Origin of the sequence: Pseudomonas sp. NBB (assembly GCF_032701105.1) — a bacterium.
In the GTDB taxonomy this organism is placed as follows: domain Bacteria; phylum Pseudomonadota; class Gammaproteobacteria; order Pseudomonadales; family Pseudomonadaceae; genus Aquipseudomonas; species Aquipseudomonas asiatica.
The window spans coordinates 42,337-58,669 of sequence record NZ_CP103994.1 but is presented as its reverse complement, the minus strand read 5'-3'; the positions used below and the strand labels follow the sequence as shown (position 1 = coordinate 58,669).

16 protein-coding genes are annotated in these 16,333 nt (G+C 62.1%); 6 read left to right on the top strand and 10 right to left on the bottom strand.

Annotation, left to right across the window (positions count from 1 at the left end):
- Window positions 1-15: 15 nt before the first annotated feature.
- Window positions 16-1,143, bottom strand: a complete 1,128-nt coding sequence (gene coxB, locus NY023_RS00285) for a cytochrome c oxidase subunit II (protein WP_015268462.1) — start codon at window positions 1,141-1,143, stop codon at window positions 16-18.
- 370 nt (window positions 1,144-1,513) lie between these two features.
- On the opposite strand from coxB, the gene NY023_RS00280 reads away from it, so the two are divergent.
- Entirely contained in the window at window positions 1,514-2,155 is a 642-nt protein-coding gene (locus NY023_RS00280; protein WP_013970297.1) for a hypothetical protein, read from the top strand.
- A gap of 132 nt (window positions 2,156-2,287) precedes the next feature.
- On the opposite strand, the gene NY023_RS00275 is transcribed toward NY023_RS00280, so the two are convergent.
- From NY023_RS00275 to prlC, 6 genes are all read right to left on the bottom strand, one after another.
- Window positions 2,288-3,820 (bottom strand): SulP family inorganic anion transporter, encoded by a 1,533-nt coding sequence (locus NY023_RS00275; RefSeq protein WP_013970296.1) that lies wholly within the window; start codon window positions 3,818-3,820, stop codon window positions 2,288-2,290.
- Between the two features lie 192 nt (window positions 3,821-4,012).
- The gene (locus NY023_RS00270; protein ID WP_013970295.1) at window positions 4,013-4,732 is read right to left on the bottom strand and encodes a carbonic anhydrase; all 720 of its coding nucleotides are present in this window, start codon (window positions 4,730-4,732) and stop codon (window positions 4,013-4,015) included.
- Window positions 4,733-5,154: 422 nt separating this feature from the next.
- Window positions 5,155-6,213, bottom strand: a complete 1,059-nt coding sequence (locus NY023_RS00265; protein ID WP_013970294.1) for a PA0069 family radical SAM protein — start codon at window positions 6,211-6,213, stop codon at window positions 5,155-5,157.
- A 77-nt stretch (window positions 6,214-6,290) separates the two neighbouring features.
- Window positions 6,291-8,285, bottom strand: coding sequence for a M3 family metallopeptidase (locus tag NY023_RS00260; RefSeq protein WP_013970293.1), 1,995 nt, complete (start codon window positions 8,283-8,285; stop codon window positions 6,291-6,293).
- Window positions 8,286-8,409: 124 nt separating this feature from the next.
- On the bottom strand, window positions 8,410-8,691 hold the full coding sequence (locus NY023_RS00255) for a YheV family putative zinc ribbon protein (RefSeq protein WP_013970292.1): 282 nt from the start codon (window positions 8,689-8,691) through the stop codon (window positions 8,410-8,412).
- Window positions 8,688-10,775, bottom strand: coding sequence for an oligopeptidase A (gene prlC / locus NY023_RS00250; protein ID WP_023661440.1), 2,088 nt, complete (start codon window positions 10,773-10,775; stop codon window positions 8,688-8,690). The genes NY023_RS00255 and prlC overlap by 4 nt, the downstream gene beginning before the upstream one ends.
- Window positions 10,776-10,841: 66 nt before the next feature.
- On the opposite strand from prlC, the gene NY023_RS00245 reads away from it, so the two are divergent.
- On the top strand, window positions 10,842-11,390 hold the full coding sequence (locus tag NY023_RS00245) for a gamma carbonic anhydrase family protein (protein ID WP_023661439.1): 549 nt from the start codon (window positions 10,842-10,844) through the stop codon (window positions 11,388-11,390).
- A 121-nt stretch (window positions 11,391-11,511) separates the two neighbouring features.
- Window positions 11,512-12,162 carry an HAD family hydrolase gene (locus NY023_RS00240; RefSeq protein WP_044046862.1) on the top strand — a complete coding sequence of 217 codons (651 nt, stop codon included), beginning with the start codon at window positions 11,512-11,514 and terminating at the stop codon, window positions 12,160-12,162.
- Between the two features lie 123 nt (window positions 12,163-12,285).
- On the opposite strand, the gene NY023_RS00235 is transcribed toward NY023_RS00240, so the two are convergent.
- Complete coding sequence (locus tag NY023_RS00235) at window positions 12,286-13,359, bottom strand: aminopeptidase (RefSeq protein ID WP_044046861.1); 1,074 nt, start codon at window positions 13,357-13,359, stop codon at window positions 12,286-12,288.
- 85 nt (window positions 13,360-13,444) lie between these two features.
- Between NY023_RS00235 and NY023_RS00230 the strand changes: the two genes are divergently transcribed.
- On the top strand, window positions 13,445-13,858 hold the full coding sequence (locus tag NY023_RS00230) for a hypothetical protein (RefSeq protein ID WP_013970287.1): 414 nt from the start codon (window positions 13,445-13,447) through the stop codon (window positions 13,856-13,858).
- A gap of 55 nt (window positions 13,859-13,913) precedes the next feature.
- Entirely contained in the window at window positions 13,914-14,327 is a 414-nt protein-coding gene (locus tag NY023_RS00225) for a hypothetical protein (RefSeq protein WP_013970286.1), read from the top strand.
- A gap of 34 nt (window positions 14,328-14,361) precedes the next feature.
- Here NY023_RS00225 and NY023_RS00220 read toward each other — a convergent pair whose 3' ends face one another.
- The gene (locus tag NY023_RS00220; protein ID WP_003261043.1) at window positions 14,362-14,595 is read right to left on the bottom strand and encodes a DUF1161 domain-containing protein; all 234 of its coding nucleotides are present in this window, start codon (window positions 14,593-14,595) and stop codon (window positions 14,362-14,364) included.
- Between the two features lie 73 nt (window positions 14,596-14,668).
- A complete protein-coding gene (locus NY023_RS00215) occupies window positions 14,669-15,094 on the bottom strand; it encodes an OsmC family protein (protein ID WP_013970285.1) in 426 nt (141 codons plus the stop codon).
- Between the two features lie 152 nt (window positions 15,095-15,246).
- Here NY023_RS00215 and NY023_RS00210 point away from each other — a divergent pair, with 152 nt between their 5' ends.
- Window positions 15,247-16,251 carry an LLM class flavin-dependent oxidoreductase gene (locus tag NY023_RS00210; RefSeq protein ID WP_013970284.1) on the top strand — a complete coding sequence of 335 codons (1,005 nt, stop codon included), beginning with the start codon at window positions 15,247-15,249 and terminating at the stop codon, window positions 16,249-16,251.
- Window positions 16,252-16,333 lie beyond the last annotated feature (82 nt).

Below are 16,333 nucleotides of genomic sequence, written 5' to 3'. Positions count from 1 at the left end.
CGCGAGTAACCCGGTTCATTGCGCTTCTGCCTGCTTCAGCGCCAGCACGTCCTTCGGCGTGACCATGTCACCCTTGTTGTTGCCCCAGGCGTTGCGCTCGTAGGTGACCACGGCGGCGATGTCGACTTCCGAGAGCTGCTTGCCGAACGCGGCCATGGCAGTGCCGGGCTTGCCGTGGAAGACGATGCCCAGGTGGGCTTCCTTCGGCCCGGTGGCGATCTTCGAGCCCTTGAGCGCAGGGAACATCGGCGGCAGGCCCTGGCCTTCGGCCTGGTGACAGGCCACGCAGGTGGTGTGGTAGACCTTGTCACCACGTTCCACCAGTTCTTCCAGGGTCCATTCCTTGCTGGTCAGCTCCTTGAGCTTGGCAGCTTCAGCCTTGCGCTCGCCCAGCCAGGTGTCGTAGTCGGCCTTGGACTTGACCTCGACCACCACCGGCATGAAACCGTGGTCCTTGCCGCACAGCTCGGTGCACTGGCCGCGGTAGATGCCGGGCTTCTCGATACGGGTCCAGGCTTCGTTGACGAAGCCGGGGATGGCATCACGCTTGACCGCGAAGGCCGGCACCCACCAGGAGTGGATGACATCGGCAGCGGTTACCAGGAAGCGCACCTTGGCGCCAACCGGCAGCACCAGCGGCTGGTCGACTTCGAGCAGGTAGTGCTCGTCCTTGGGTGCCTTGTTGTGGATCTGCTCAGTGGGGGTGGCCAGGTTACTGAAGAACTCCACGTCCTGGCCAAGGTATTTGTAGTGCCACTTCCACTGGTAGCCGGTAACCTGGATATCGATGTCCGACTCGCTGGCATCGTAGATGTCGATCAGGGTCTTGGTGGCCGGGATGGCCATGGCCACCAGGATCAGGAAGGGGACCACGGTCCAGAGGATTTCCACCCAGGTGTGCTCGTGGAAATGCGCAGCCTGCTGGCCGGTGGAACGGCGGTGGATGACCATGGACCAGAACATCGCGCCAAAGACAACGATGCCGATGATCACGCAGATCCAGAAGATGGTCATGTGCAGGTCGAAGACGGCGTTGGAGACTTCCGTCGCGCCTGGGTGCATGTTCACGGTCCAGGCGGCGTTGGCCTGACCAAAAACCGACCACAACAGGAGGCCCATCCAGACATGTGGATGTCGCATCATTGCGGGTTCCCCTTCTCGTTCTTGTAGTCCCGGAGGCGTGGCCTGCGGCAAGAGGGAACGGTGGTCAAGACTACCTGGCTTCGACGACCGAGCCCCTGCTAAAAGCAGTCGGGCCTCATCAACGAATCACGTTCACCGGGAGTATAGACAGCGACCAACGGCACGCAACGAAGCCCGTGAAATGAACTTCATGAAATGGCTGAATGGCCTGAAAACCGCGCGCTTGACACGGCATGGCACAATAATGGCTTTTCGATATGCCTGAGCATGCACACGTTTGCGCGAACTTATAACAAATGCGTCTTAGGTATTCTGTATACCGAGCTAATTTAGTGTCTTCCGTTTGAAACGTAATGTCCCTGGAGTTGTCATGAACATCGCTGCTGTACGCGAGCAGGTAAGCCAAGCCCATCAACACGAAGGCCAGACCGGCCAACTGAAAAAGCGTCTCGAGCTGCAACTGCCCCACCTGCACCCCTCGATCCAACTGCCTGAGCAGGACGCCCAGGGTACTTTGGCGCGCTTCGTCAGCGCCTACATCGACCAGGTTCCGGAACTGCTGGAGGCCGCCCATGAGGTCGCCCGCGAGGCCGGGATCGAATCGCAGATCAAACCTGTACTGAAAATCGCCGAAGCCTACTTCCTGCAGCCGCCCAGCCTGATGCAAGGGCATATGGGCCTGGACTGCCTGCTGGATGAGGCCTACCTGGCGCACCGCCTGGTGGAAGAGGTGAACGACCTGTACATCCGTCACTTCCAGCAACCGTTGATCCCGGTCGACACCACCGTCGCCAACCTAATTGCCCACCAGTTGATTGGCGAGACGTTTGCCAACCAGCTGGATGAAGTGGTGCACCACTCGGTGGATGAAATGTTGAACGACGAAAGCTTCGCGGTGGAGTCGGTGGAGGCCTACCGCGAGAAATTGAGCAGCCCGGAAACGGGCGCGGCGTGGAAGCGCTGGCCGTGCCTGTCGCGGCAGTTGGGGGTGGAGCTGGGCCAGCCGGCCTGAAGTTCCTGTCCCGGCCTCTTCGCGGGTAAACCCGCTCCCACAGGTACTCCACAGGGTTCATAGCCTGTGCAGTACCTGTGGGAGCGGGTTTACCCGCGAAGAGGCCAGTTCAGGCGATACAGACTTTCAGCTTCAGGCCCCAACCCCCGCCGTAGTCCGCATCCGCCCCTCGATCCGCCGCTTCAAGCGCCGCTGCTCGATCAGCAACCGCGACCCATTGGCCGAATTACTGCGCCCCCAATCCTCAAGCAGCTCAAGGCACGAGTGGTCGATATAGCTGAGGTTACCCAACGGCACATGCAGGGTGGTCCCCGCCGGTACGCTATCCAGCACCTGGGTCAGCGCCGGCACCTTGAGGAAGGTGGCCGCGCCACTAAGCCGCAATTCCATGTGCCCAGCCTTTTCCAGGCTGACCAGGTTGATCTTCAACCGAGCCGCCTTCAGTGCCAGCTTCAGCAAGGTCAGGGCAAAGCCCAGCAATACACCGGTCAGCAGGTCGGTAAAGATGATCGCCAGCGCCGTCGCCGCGTAGGTGAACATCGGCATGCGGCCATAGCGGCCCAGCCCACGAAACGCCTTGAAATCCACCAGCTTGACCCCGGTGAACACCAGCACACCCGCCAGGCTCGCCACCGGGATCTGCTGCAGCACGCTGCTCAACGCCACAACGAACGCCAGCAGCCACAGACCATGGAAGATCGCCGAAGCCCGGGTCTGCGCACCTGCCTGCACGTTGGCCGAGCTACGCACGATCACCCCGGTCATCGGCAACGCACCGAGCACCCCGCACAGCATGTTGCCGATGCCCTGGGCCGACAGCTCACGATCAAAGTCCGAACGCTGGCCGCTGTGCATGCGGTCAACCGCTGCAGCCGACAACAAGGTTTCGGCACTGGCGATGAAGGCCAGGGCAAAAGCGGCGACCAACAAGGTAGGGTCGGCCAGTTGCATCAGGTCACCAGGGCGGATCCAGTCGATGGCCTCGGACAGGTCGGCCGGCACCTGTACGCGGTTCACCGGCAAAGCCAGCCAGATGCTGATGGCCGTCATGGCCGACACACCCAGCAGGGCACCCGGGACGAAGCGCAGCCGCTGCGGTCGCAGCCGCTCCCAGCTCCACATGATGGCGATGGTGCCCAGGCCAAGCGCACCGGCCATCCAACCAGAGCCGGCGCTTTCCTGCGGCAGGGCGGCGGCCACGGTCGCTGGGAACTCCAGCAGGTTCTGCATGCCGGATGGCTGCGGCGCGGTGTCGAACATCACATGCACCTGCGAAAGCACGATCAGCACGCCAATCCCCGCCAACATGCCGTACACCACCGCCGGAGCGGTAACCCGGAACCAGCAGCCCAGGCGCAGGCGCCCGGCCAGTAACTGCAGCAAGCCGGCCAGCAGCAGGATCGGCCCGAGCATGGCCATGCCATGCTGGCGTACCAGCTCGAATACCAATACCGCCAGACCTGCGGCCGGGCCACTGACCTGCAGCGGCGAACCGGCGAGGAAACCTACGACAATACCGCCGATAATGCCGGTAATCAGGCCTTTGGCCGGTGGCATGCCAGAGGCGATCGCAATGCCCATGCACAACGGCAGTGCCACCAGGAAGACCACCACCGACGCCAGCAACTCACGCGGCAGGGCCGCTTTCAACTGTGTAATGTTCACCGTGTTTCTCCTTTCTTTGTCACACAGCCATTCCCCTGGCCGTGGGCACGTTTGCCCCTGACGAGCGCGCAGGCGCGGGCCGCCAGCGGGCGTGCCGGCAAGGCAGTCAGGGAATTCAAGGCAGCCGAAGGCCGTGCCACACCCCTACGGGGTGCAGCCGGCTATCAAGGTTCCAGCGGGTGGATGGGTCGCTTAGTAGCGGCCTCTCGGAGTAGCGCAGGGGACCGGCTCGCCAGCAGCCAAGGGCAGGAAGGTATCGCTGGCGGCGTCGTAGGCTTCGATCTTGCTGGTCTCGATGTCGTAGACCCAGCCATGGATGTACAGCTCACCGGCTGCCAGGCGCGAAGCCACCGAAGGGTGGGTGCGCAGGTGATGCAGCTGGGCGATGACGTTTTCCTTGGTCAGCACCTGCATGGTTTCATGTTCGCTGCCGCACGAGCAGTTGTTCTCGACCACGGTGCGGGCCACTTCGGCGTGGCGCAACCAGGCGGACACGGTCGGCATCTTGGTCAGCGATTGCGGGTTGAGTACGGCACGCATGGCGCCGCAGTCGGAGTGGCCGCAGACGATGATGTGATGCACTTTCAACGCCAGTACGGCGTATTCGATGGCGCTGGAAACGCCCCCGTTCATCTGGCCATACGGCGGTACCACGTTACCGACGTTACGGGTCACGAACAGGTCGCCAGGTGAACTTTGGGTGATCAGCTCGGGAACAATGCGCGAGTCGGCGCAGGTGATGAACATGGCTCGCGGGGTTTGCGCGGTGGCGAGCTTCTTGAACAGCTCTTGCTGCTCGGGGAAAACGTCATGGTGAAAACGCAGGAAGCCGTCGACGATGTGCTTCAGGGCGGCATCGGCGCTCTCCGCGGGGACCTGCGGTACGACCTTGGATGGGTCCTTGACGGGCATGATTCATCCTCTTGACGGTGTGTAGGTAAATCCATTTTACCGGTGAAAGATTCTGGCTATGCAGGGATTTAGATGACACGCACGGGCCATAGATCACAGTCGGTGAAGACTGATTTCCTACGCTAGCGGGGAAAACTTAACTGAAACTTAATTCGAAGGCTCTAGAACGGGTGTTCCAGATGAGAAAGGCGGGTATTGGATAATAGCAAAAAAACATCAACTGCCAAGAGCCATTACTGCAATTATCAACTTGAATTAGTTGCATTGAGGGCTGGCAATGCGCCACACGTGGGAACCCGGAACCTGCGCAGAACCTGTGGGAGCGGGCGTGCCCGCGAAGGAGACAACTCGGTACATGGCACCGGCTGCGCCGGTGTTCGCGGGCGCGCCCGCTCCCACAAAGACCGTGCTCTGCTCAAGCATCAGAACAACGCCATCTGCCCACCCGGCGGGCAAAACGCCGAACAATCCAGCGCATGCGCTTCTCGCCCTTTGAACTCCAGCCGCTTCATGGCCTTGGCAAAACGCTGCGCCAGCAACTCGGCAAACACGCCTTCACCGCGCATGCGCGCACCAAAGCGGCTGTCATACAGTTCGCCGCCGCGGCTCTGGCGGATCAGGCTCAACACATGCGCCGCCCGCTGCGGGTAATGGTCCTGCAGCCATTGCTCGAACAACGGTGCCACTTCCAGCGGCAGGCGCAACATCATGTAGGCTGCGCTCTGTGCACCTGCCTCCCTCGCCGCCTTCAGCAGCCGTTCCAGTTCACTGTCGTTGATCATCGGAATCATCGGCGAACACAACACGCCCACCGGCACTCCCGCCTCGCGCAACACGCGAATCGCCCGCAAGCGCGCCTTGGGTGACGCCGCACGCGGTTCCAGCACCCGTTTCAAGTCATCGTCCAGCGTGGTCAGGCTGATCATCACCCGCACCAGGCGCTGGCGAGCCATCTCGGCCAGCAGGTCGAGGTCGCGCAGCACCAGCGACCCCTTGGTGACGATGGTCACCGGGTGGCGAAAACGCAGCAGCACTTCGAGCAGGCGCCGGGTCAGCAGTTGTTCACGTTCGATCGGCTGGTACGGGTCGGTATTGGAACCCAGGTTGATCGGCGCGCACACGTAACCCGGTTTGCTCAATTGTTGCGCAAGCACCTCGGCGGCGTTGGTCTTGGCAATCAGCTTTGTCTCGAAATCCAGGCCGGGGGAAAGGTCCCAGTAAGCGTGGGAAGGGCGGGCATAGCAGTAGATGCAACCGTGCTCGCAGCCACGGTATGGGTTGATGGAACGGTCGAAGGGCAGGTCGGGCGATGTATTGCGGCTGATCACCGATTTGGCCGTCTCTACCCGTACCTCGGTGCCCTGGGTTTGCGGCACCTCCTGATACCAGCCGTCATCCTCCGCCATCGAATGGCTGGGGGCAAAGCGGTTGTGCGGATTGTGCGCCGTGCCACGGCCCTTTTGCGGTGCTGGAGGAATCATGGCCTACCTCGGATACTGTATTCATGTACAGTATCGCGCATGCCTGATTCTTTCCAGCACCTCCGGTCAGCCCACTCTCACTTCAGGCCATGCCAACGCAGGAAGGGCAGTTGGCTTGACTGCCGGCCGAGAAACGCCTCAATGCCGTCACGTAAAGGTCGCGATGCCCCAGGGGCAAGCAATGTCTCCTGCAGCGCCCGGCCTGTGGCCCGGTCCAGCAGGCCTTGGGCCTTGAAGCGGGTGAACAGGTCGAATGCGTGCACGTCCGACCATAGATAGGCGTAATAACCGGCATCGTAGCCATTTACCAGATGGTCGAAGGCATGCGCCGGGTGCTCGAAATCGGCCAAGGGCCAGTAGCCACAACGCTCACGAGCATCGCCCAGGCGCTGCTCGAGGGACCGGCCATCGTTCGGCGTGCCATGCAGGTCCAGATCGAACAGCGCCATGCTCAGGTCGCGCGCGGTTTCCTCCACACCTTGCTGCCGCAAGCGGCGCAGGCATTCATCGACCCGGGCCCGGGAAAGCTTGCTGCCATCCTGAAGTGGCGAAGAGATCGCCACCAGGTAATCCGCGTCCCAGACCCAGCGCTCAAACAGCTTGCCGAACAGTTCCACGCCATCGGTACCGAGTTCGGTGACGTTGGACATCACGTGGTTGGTCGTGCGCACCAGCAAATGGTGCAAGGCATGGCCAAATTCATGGAACAGCTTGCGCAGTGATAGATGGTCCAGTAACGGCTGGCTACCCGGCAGCGCTGCAGGCACGTCGCTGTAGACCACCACCGAGGCCGCCTGGAAGATTCCCTCGGCATCGACCCGGCGGTTGCGAATGTAGGTGGTGAACACCGAGTCAGGTTGCTTGCCGGCATGCTGTACGGCGTCCAGGTACAGGAAACCGATCAAGGCGTTGTCCTGCCACACCTCGAACGGTTGCACGCTGTCATCCCAGGTTGCCAGCGGCTTGGCCAGCAGCGTTACGCCAAACAGTTTTTCCGCCAACTGCTGCAATGCACTGACCACGGCATTCAGCGGGAAGTGTTCGCGCAAGGCTTCGGTGGAAAGCACCTCGCGCGACGAGGCCTGCAGATAGGCAATGTCCCAGGGCTGGACATTCTCCAGACCTTTGGCTGCGGCCTGATGCTGCATATCTGCACGCCACTGCAGCACGGCCGGCCGCACATGGTCGGCAAGGTCATGAAGAAAGCCGCGCACCTGGGCAACCGAACCCGCGCTCTTCGAATGCAGGCTCTGCTCCAGATGGCTGGCAAAGCCGAGCAAGTGGGCCTTTTCTTCCAGCAGCCTCGCCAGTTGCTCCAGGTGCGAGCGATTATCCTGCTGTTGGTCAAGGCCGACGCCTCGGGTGTTATAAGCCCGGTACACGCGCTCGCGCAGCTGCCTGTTGTCAGCATGTTTGAGCACGGCATCGGTGGTCACGCTTTCACACGCAATCAACCACCCCGGCTCACCCGCCTCCTGTGCCCTTGTAGCCAGCTCGTCACGAATGCGTTGAGGTACACCGCTCAGTTCAGATTCATCCGTGATGCTCAGCCCTGGCCGGTTGATGTTGCTGCGAAACGCCTCCCGCGCAGTGCCGATCTGTTTCAGCAGTTCGGCCAGGCGAACCTTGCCTGCGGGGTCGAGCGATGCGCCACTGGAGGCGAACTTGTGCAGATGCCAGCGCAACGTAGCGCGTTTCTGGGCATCCAGCTGCTTGCCGATGTCGCTGTTGGCCAAGCGCTCATACAGGGCCTGCAGTGCGGAGTTGGTGAATTTCTGTTCGAACCGCTCCGTAGCCTTGGCGAAGAAGTCGGAAATGGCACCAGCCCAGGCTTCATCCCGACCAACCAATGGCGAGGCGGCATACAACACCGTCAGAAGCTGACTATCCAGCCCGTCCACCGCCAGCACCATGTCATCCCAGGTTGGCAGTGCCTGCTGGTCGCGGATGATGCGTTCGATGCCTTGCTCGTGCGCCAACAGCACGTGGTCGAAGGCAACTTGCATGTTTTGAAGCGTGATCGACGGATAATCGACGGGGATATGGCTATCTTGCAGAAGTGGGTTATCCATGGTGCAACACCTTGCTCGTAGGGAAGAGCAGGTGAGCTTGCATGGCCAGCGTGCAGTAGGTGGCCTGATTATCTACCACCCGGGCATGCCGGCCCGGGCACGGCGCCCGGGCGGCACGACGGCTTTATTCAGCCGGTTTCTTCAGCTTCGGGTTGGGGAAGAACTGCACCGTCTGTACCTTGGCCGGCGCGGCTTTCGGTTCCAGATGATTGACCCGGGTGCCGAGTTCCTTCGGCACCGACAAGCCCTGCTCGTTGAGGGTGTCGGTAAAGCCGCAGGCCACGCACTCGCGGTGCGGTACGCCGTCTTCGTTCCACATCATCAGCTTGTCGGTCTCGCTGCACGCCGGGCATACCGCCCCGGCAATGAAGCGTTTCTTGGTCTTGTTCACGGCTACCTCGCTCATGCTGCAGCGTCCTCGCTCAGGCCACTATGGCGCAGCAAGGCATCGATGGAAGGCTCACGGCCACGGAAGTCGACGAATAGCTCCATCGGCTCGCGCGAACCACCACGTGCCAGGATCGCCTCGCGGAAGGCTCGGCCGGTTTCGGCATTCAGCACGCCTTCTTCCTCAAAGCGCGAGAAGGCGTCTGCCGACAGCACCTCGGCCCACTTGTAGCTGTAGTAGCCCGCCGCATAACCACCAGCAAAGATGTGCGCAAAGCTGTTGGGGAAGCGGTTGTACGCCGGTGGGCGCATGACGGACACCTCGTCGCGCACGCCTTCGAGCACCTGCAGCACGCTGCGGCCGTCACCATGGGTTGCATGCAGCTCGAAGTCGAACAGCGAGAACTCCAACTGGCGCACCATCATCATTCCCGACTGGAAGTTCTTTGCCGCCAGCATCTTGTCCAGCAGGTCCTGGGGCAGGGGGGCGCCAGTTTCGTAGTGGGAGGAGATCAGTGCGAGGCCTTCCGGCTCCCAGCACCAGTTTTCCATGAACTGGCTCGGCAGTTCGACCGCGTCCCAGGCCACGCCGTTGATACCGGATACACCGGCATGCTCGATGCGGGTCAGCATGTGGTGCAGACCGTGGCCGAACTCGTGGAACAAGGTGGTGACTTCATCGTGGGTCAAAAGCGCCGGCTTGCCGGGCGCGGCCGGGGTGAAGTTGCACACCAGGTTGGCCACGGGGCTCTGCAACTGGCCAGCGGCTGTGCGGCGACGGTCACGCGCGCCATCCATCCAGGCGCCGCCACGCTTGTTGGCGCGCGCGTAGAGGTCGAAGAAGAAGCGGCCGACGTGCTGGCCGTTTTCCTTGATCTCGAACAGGCGCACATCCGGGTGCCAGCTGTCGAACCCCTTGAGCTCGGCAATCTCGATACCGTAAAGGCGCTGCACGATGCTGAACAGGCCACCCAGCACCTTGTCGATCGGGAAGTAGGCGCGCAGGGCTTCCTGCGACACGCTGTAGCGCTGCTCGCGCAGCTTCTCGCCGAAGTACCCGGCGTCCCAGCTGGCCAGCTCAGGGCAGCCCTGCTCGGCGGCATAAGCCTTGAGCTGCTCCAGGTCCTGGGCGGCGAACGGCTTGGACCGCTTGGCCAGGTCACGCAGGAAGCTCAGCACCTGGTCACTGGACTCGGCCATCTTGGTGGCCAGGCTAAGCTCCGCGTAGTTCTTGTAGCCCAGCAGTTCGGCCAGCTCCTGGCGCAGGTCAAGGATTTCCTGCATCACCGGGCCGTTGTCGAACTGGCCGGCATTCGGGCCCTGGTCCGAGGCGCGGGTGCAGTAGGCCGCGTATAGCTCTTCGCGCAGGGCGCGGTCGCTGGCGTAGGTCATCACCGCGTAGTAGCTGGGGAATTCCAGGGTGATCAGCCAGCCGTCGAGGCCCTTGGCCTGGGCGGCCGCGGCCATCTGCGCCTTGGCCGAATCGGTCAGGCCGGCCAGCGCGGCTTCGTCGGTAACATGCTTGGTCCAGGCCTGTGTGGCGTCGAGCAGCTGGTTGGAGAAACGGCTGCCAAGCTCGCTGAGCTTGCTCTGCACTTCGGCGTAGCGCTGCTGTTTATCCGCCGGCAGGTCGATACCCGACAGGCGGAAGTCCCGCAGGGCGTGCTCGAGGATAGTCTTTTGCGCCACATCGAAGCCGGCGGCTTCGGGGCTGTCGATCAGCGCCTGGTAGGCTTCGAACAGCGCACGGTTCTGGCCCAGTTCGGTAGAGTAGGCGCTCAGCGCCGGCAGGCATGACTCGTACGCTTCGCGCAGCTCCGCGCTGTTGCACACCGCATTGAGGTGGCTGACCGGGCTCCAGGCGGCGCCCAGGCGGTCATTCAGTTCGTCCATGGCCAGCACCAGGCCAGCCCAGGTAGGGTTCTTGCCCTGCTTTTCGAGGATCTCGGCAATGGCTTTACGGTTGTCGGCCAGGATCGCTTCGATCGCCGGCAACACGTGTTCGGCACGGATTTGCGAGAAGGGCGGCAGATCGTAGGACTGCAGAAGCGGGTTGTTCGCACTCACGGTTTGGATACCTTGGCAGAAGAAACACTGCCCCATCTTAATTACAATCGACGCCGACCGCAGCAGGCAGCCTGCCTATCGGCACAGATGAGAGACGCTATCATGGCCACCCGAAGCTTCCAGCAACACACTCCGAAAGTTGGGCCCAGGGCCTTCGTCGACCGATCGGCGGTAGTACTGGGCGACGTGGAAATCGGTGAAGACAGCTCCGTATGGCCTTTGACTGTGATACGCGGCGACATGCACCGCATCCGCATCGGCGCGCGTACCAGCGTGCAGGACGGCAGCGTGCTGCATATCACCCATGCCGGCCCGTTCAACCCGGACGGCTTCCCGCTGATCATCGGTGACGAAGTGACCATCGGCCACAAGGTCATGTTGCATGGCTGCACCCTGGGCAACCGCATCCTGGTCGGCATGGGCAGCACTATCATGGACGGTGCCATCGTGGAGGACGAAGTGATCATCGGCGCCGGCAGCCTGGTGCCGCCGGGCAAGCGCCTGGTCAGTGGGTACCTGTATATGGGCAGCCCGGTGAAGCAGGCTCGGTTGCTGAACGACCAGGAACACGCGTTCTTCGCCTACAGCGCCAGTAACTACGTGAAGCTCAAGGACCAGCATCTGGCCGAAGGCTACGATCAACCTGAATGACCGCATTCGCGGGTAAACCCGCTCCCACAGGTACGGCGCCGGCCTCAGGCCCTGTGATATCCCTGTGGGAGCGGGTTTACCCGCGAAGAAGACCACGCAGCATTCAAAGTGGAACCCGCAAATGCATCAGCAAAACATCCTCTTCGACCTCGACGGCACCCTGACCGACCCACGCCAGGGCATCACCCGCTCGATCCAGTATGCCCTGGCCAAACTGGGCATCGATGAGCCGGACCTCACCCGCCTCGAGCACTTCATCGGCCCACCCCTACTGCAGGCCTTCATGCAGTTCTACAGCTTCGACGAAGCCAAGGCCTGGGATGCGGTGAACTTCTATCGGGAACGCTTCAGCGTCACCGGCCTGTACGAAAACCTGGTGTTCGAAGGTGTGCCGGAGCTGCTCGAGGCCCTGAACGGGCAGGGTCGCACGCTGTACATCGCCACCTCCAAACCGTGGAAGTTCGCCCGCGAAATCGCCCGGCACTTCGCCTTCGACCACCACTTCAAGGTGATCTATGGCAGTGAGCTGGATGGCACACGCACCAACAAGGTCGAGCTGATTCGTCACCTGCTTGAGCAAGAAGGGCTGGACCCGGCGAAGACGCTGATGATCGGCGACCGCAAGCATGACCTGATCGGTGCGCGCAGCAATGGCTTGCAGGCGGTGGCGGTGGGGTACGGGTTTGGTAGCCAGGAAGAACTGATGGCGGAAGAGCCGGCCTACCACTTTGCTACCTTGGCCGAGATGCATCAGGCATTTCTCAAGGCTTGATGGCCCTGGGGGCTGCTTTGCAGCCCATCGCGACACAAGGCCGCTCCCACATCGATCGGCGTAAGCAGGACCTTTGTGGGAGCGGCCTTGCGTCGCGATGGGCCGCAAAGCGGCCCCAAATTCTCACAGGTTCACCATCAACCGCTGCAACGCCACCTTCCGCTCTTCAATCGGCAACTGCCCCAACTGCTCGACCCGCTGATAAAACCGCTCCCAGTCCCCACCCACCTCACGGAACACCGCCGCAAACGCCGGTACCCACTGGTCATACAGCCCGAACGGCAGCAACTTGGCATTGCTCATCGGCCCATACATCCAGGCGTCATAACGCTTGTCACCACCCCACTGGGCATCACGCACCTGCCGGTATTCCCGCCTAAGCCGCTCGAACTCCGCCTGCTTGGCCGCCCGCTTCTGCACATCATCCAGAGGCCCGGCATAAATCGCCTGCAACCGCTCGCGGCTGGCCAGCACCAAACGGATGAATTGCTCACGCTGCTGCCCCTGCTCCCCGCCAGGGGCAGCCAGGCCCCGCGCCACACGCCATTGCCGCGTGCCTTCCTGCTCGACGAAGGAGGCAAACGACTCGTTGAACTCGGTGTCGTCCTGCACATAGAAGCGCTGGTGGGCCAGTTCATGGAAGATCAGCGTGGCCAGGCGCTCGTCGCTCCAGCCCACCATCGACGACAGGATAGGGTCGTCGAACCAGCCCAGAGTCGAATAGGCCTCCACGCCGCCCACGTACACATCCATGCCGTCCTGGCGCATCAACGCCGCCGCCCCACGTGCTGCGCCTTGCTGATAATAACCGCGATAGGCCACACACCCCGCGATCGGGAAGCAGTGCGTCACTGGCTGCAACGACAGCTCGGGGGTGGCGAACACATTCCATACCACGTAGGGCCTGCCAATGTCGGCATACACCCGGTAGCTGCGGTTGTCCGGCAGCTTCAGCTGCTGGCTGGCAAATACCCGCGCCTGCCTGGCGTGTTCCAGGCGCGCGCGCAATTGCGCCGAAGTGGCCGGGTTGGCCACTACTTGCTCCACCGGCTGCCGTGCGCGTAGCAGCTGCCACTGGCCCTCGGCCAACTGCCCATAGTAGGCGGCGCTGCTACAACCGTTCAGCAGGAGCACCGCCAGCAGGGGAACCAAACGGGTGAAAACAAGGTCGAGTGGCCCAGGGCCTGAGCGCTGCATAAGAATAAGTCGAAGCATCCGGAACTGTCTGACTCGCTCAAGGCCGATTCACTCCAAGACTATCTCGCCAAGGGGGCGTTTCGCCATGCGTGCACTGTTGGTCACCGGCTCATTGCTGCTGATATCCGCCTGTTCGACCTTGCCAGACCCGGACCCGAACCAGGCCTGGATCGACCTCACGCCCTACGACAACACCTCGCTGCACGCTGTGCAGGTAGATGAACGCGACTGGGCCGATAGCCGTTACTTCGAAGTACAGCCCGGCAGCCACGAGCTGACCGTGCGCTACCAGTTTCCGGTTACCCCCAGCAATATCGGCCCGGTCGAGGAGCCTTTGTGGCGGGATTGCCAGGTCAAGCTGACCTTCAAGGATTTCAGTGCCGGTCAGCGCTACCAGTTGCAGGCTGGCAGCATCGGCTTCCGCCCCTGGATCAAACTCTATGACCGTCAGCAAAAGCTGGTTGGCCAGGGCTCGCCTGCAGGCTGCCAGCGCACCTGAAACGCACAAACGGCGCTATGCTTGTAGCCTATAAGTCGCAAGTGGGAGTCTTGCCATGCGCCAGCCCATGATGCTGATCGCCCTCAGTGCACTGGGGGCATGCGCCAGCCCCTTGCCGCCCGTCGACCCCAAGCAGGCCTGGGTCGATCTGTACACCATGACTCCCGGCAGGGTGATCATGGCCGACCGCCTCGACGGCAAGCGCCTGGAAGATGGCCGTTACTTCCAGGTGACGCCGGGCAAGCACGAACTGGTAGTGCGCTTCGATTACGAGATCTACGGGGGCGGCCTCATGACCCAGCCCCGGGATCGTACCTGCTACCTGACTGTGCGCTTTGACAACTTCAAGGCCGGTGAGCGCTATCGCCTGGAGGCACGGGCGCCGGTAATGGAGCCGCAAGTGCTACTGTATGACGGCAGCCGCAAGGTGGTGGTGAACGAGCCTAGCGAGGTGTTCTGCATTCCTTGATATGGGGCTGCTTCGCAACCCCAGGCTCTGGAATCTACCGATCATTCTTCTGATAAATGATCTTCTTGGTCCCGCCATCGCAGGTCCCGACGACCATGTTCTGGTCCTTGACCTCGCTGTTGGGCACGATCTCCAGGGTATAGGACGAAACACCCTGGGCCTGGATCTTGGCCTCGATCTCGGCTTTGAGCTCCTCGCACGGCTTGACCGCCGCCAACGCAGATGTGGCGACCAGGGAAGCCAACACGGTGATTGCTACGCGAATCATGAAACGGCTCCTGAAAGGGCAGCGTGCTGCCGACGCTGTTTAGACTACAGCAAACCGCCCTCATTGCACGGCTTCATCCCACCAGCGCTGCATCCAGGCTGATCTTCGCGTTCAACACCTTGGACACAGGGCACCCGGCCTTGGCCTTGTCGGCGATCTGCAAGAACTGCGCTTCACTCGCCCCAGGTACCTTGGCCCTGAGCACCAGATGCACCGCCGTAATGGCAAAGCCATCAGCTTGCTTGTCGAGTGTCACTTCGGCAGCGGTGTCGATCCTGTCCGGGGTGAACCCCGCTTCGCCCAGCATCATCGACAGCGCCATCGAGAAACAGCCGGCATGCGCCGCACCAATCAGCTCCTCCGGATTGGTACCGGGCGAGCCCTCGAAACGGGTGTTGAAGCCGTAGGGGTTCTGCTTTAGCGCGCCACTTTCGGTAGAAAGCAGGCCTTTACCGTCCTTCAGGCCACCTTGCCAGATCGCCGATGCTGTCTTTTTCATGATGCCTCCTGGTCTCGGGTTACATGCTTATGGCTTCAGAGGTCAGCCGCCTACGGCAAGTTCAGAGCAATCGCACGGCAAGCATTGAATCCGTCGAATGTGCCCATACAGAGTTGAAAAGGCCTGTGGCCAAACACCTTTGCGGAGGCTCCATGACGCAGCTGCGTGACCTGAAGATTTCCACCCTCGACCTGGTGCCGGTACGCGCCGACGCCGGCCCGGCGCAGTCGCTGCGCAACTCGCTGGACCTGGCGCAGCACGTCGAGCGCTTTGGCTACAACCGCTTCTGGGTAGCCGAGCACCACAACATGGACGGCATCGCCAGCTCGGCGACTTCGGTGCTGATCGGCTACCTGGCCGGGGGGACCTCGAGCATTCGCGTGGGCTCTGGCGGGGTCATGCTGCCCAACCATGCGCCGCTGGTGATCGCCGAGCAGTTCGGCACCCTGGCCAGCCTGCACCCGGGACGCATCGATCTGGGGTTGGGCCGCGCACCGGGTTCCGACCAGATGACCGCCTACGCCCTGCGCCGCGACCGCGCCGGCGGCCCGGATGACTTCCCGGACGATGTCGAGGAACTGTCACGCTACCTCGGCCCGCGTACCGATGATCAAAAAGTGATCGCCGTGCCAGGGCACGATACCGAGGTGCCGATGTGGCTCCTCGGCTCTAGCCTGTTCAGCGCTCAACTGGCCGGCATGCGCGGCATGCCCTACGCCTTCGCCTCGCATTTTGCGCCGCGCTACATGCACGAGGCGATCCGCGTGTACCGCAACCACTTCAAGCCCTCGACCACATTGGACAAGCCGTATGTGATGCTGGGCATCCCCATGGTGGTGGCGGAAACCGACGAAAAGGCCGAGTACCTGGCCACTTCGGTGTACCAGCGCATCCTCGCGCTGATTCGCGGGCAGAGCCTGATGCAGAAGCCGCCTGTGGAAAGCATGGATGGGCTGTGGCTGCCCCATGAACGGGACGCGGTGGGTAGCTTCCTCGGCCTGGCGATGATTGGCAGCCCGCAGAAGGTGCGGGCCAAGGTGGAAGTGCTGCTGGAGCAGACCGGGGCAGATGAGCTGATCTTCACCTGTGATTTGTATGAGCATGCGGACCGGATTCGGTCCTATGAACTGATGGCGCAGGCTCTCAAGACCGCGTGATCTTCTTCGCAGGCTTGCCCGCTCCCACAGGTACAGCGTCGCTCTCTGGCCTGTGATATGCCTGTGGGAGCGGGCGAGCCCG

What these genes read in the sequence shown, in the direction of transcription:
- NY023_RS00210 (WP_013970284.1), top strand. Translation starts at nt 15,247, where the DNA reads ATGACGCAGCTGCGTGACCTGAAGATTTCCACCCTCGACCTGGTGCCG.
- NY023_RS00220 (WP_003261043.1), bottom strand. Translation starts at nt 14,595, where the DNA reads ATGATTCGCGTAGCAATCACCGTGTTGGCTTCCCTGGTCGCCACATCT.
- NY023_RS00225 (WP_013970286.1), top strand. Translation starts at nt 13,914, where the DNA reads ATGCGCCAGCCCATGATGCTGATCGCCCTCAGTGCACTGGGGGCATGC.
- NY023_RS00260 (WP_013970293.1), bottom strand. Translation starts at nt 8,285, where the DNA reads ATGGATAACCCACTTCTGCAAGATAGCCATATCCCCGTCGATTATCCG.
- NY023_RS00255 (WP_013970292.1), bottom strand. Translation starts at nt 8,691, where the DNA reads ATGAGCGAGGTAGCCGTGAACAAGACCAAGAAACGCTTCATTGCCGGG.
- NY023_RS00265 (WP_013970294.1), bottom strand. Translation starts at nt 6,213, where the DNA reads ATGATTCCTCCAGCACCGCAAAAGGGCCGTGGCACGGCGCACAATCCG.
- NY023_RS00270 (WP_013970295.1), bottom strand. Translation starts at nt 4,732, where the DNA reads ATGCCCGTCAAGGACCCATCCAAGGTCGTACCGCAGGTCCCCGCGGAG.
- NY023_RS00235 (WP_044046861.1), bottom strand. Translation starts at nt 13,359, where the DNA reads ATGCAGCGCTCAGGCCCTGGGCCACTCGACCTTGTTTTCACCCGTTTG.
- NY023_RS00245 (WP_023661439.1), top strand. Translation starts at nt 10,842, where the DNA reads ATGGCCACCCGAAGCTTCCAGCAACACACTCCGAAAGTTGGGCCCAGG.
- NY023_RS00240 (WP_044046862.1), top strand. Translation starts at nt 11,512, where the DNA reads ATGCATCAGCAAAACATCCTCTTCGACCTCGACGGCACCCTGACCGAC.
- coxB (WP_015268462.1), bottom strand. Translation starts at nt 1,143, where the DNA reads ATGATGCGACATCCACATGTCTGGATGGGCCTCCTGTTGTGGTCGGTT.
- prlC (WP_023661440.1), bottom strand. Translation starts at nt 10,775, where the DNA reads ATGGGGCAGTGTTTCTTCTGCCAAGGTATCCAAACCGTGAGTGCGAAC.
- NY023_RS00280 (WP_013970297.1), top strand. Translation starts at nt 1,514, where the DNA reads ATGAACATCGCTGCTGTACGCGAGCAGGTAAGCCAAGCCCATCAACAC.
- NY023_RS00230 (WP_013970287.1), top strand. Translation starts at nt 13,445, where the DNA reads ATGCGTGCACTGTTGGTCACCGGCTCATTGCTGCTGATATCCGCCTGT.
- NY023_RS00215 (WP_013970285.1), bottom strand. Translation starts at nt 15,094, where the DNA reads ATGAAAAAGACAGCATCGGCGATCTGGCAAGGTGGCCTGAAGGACGGT.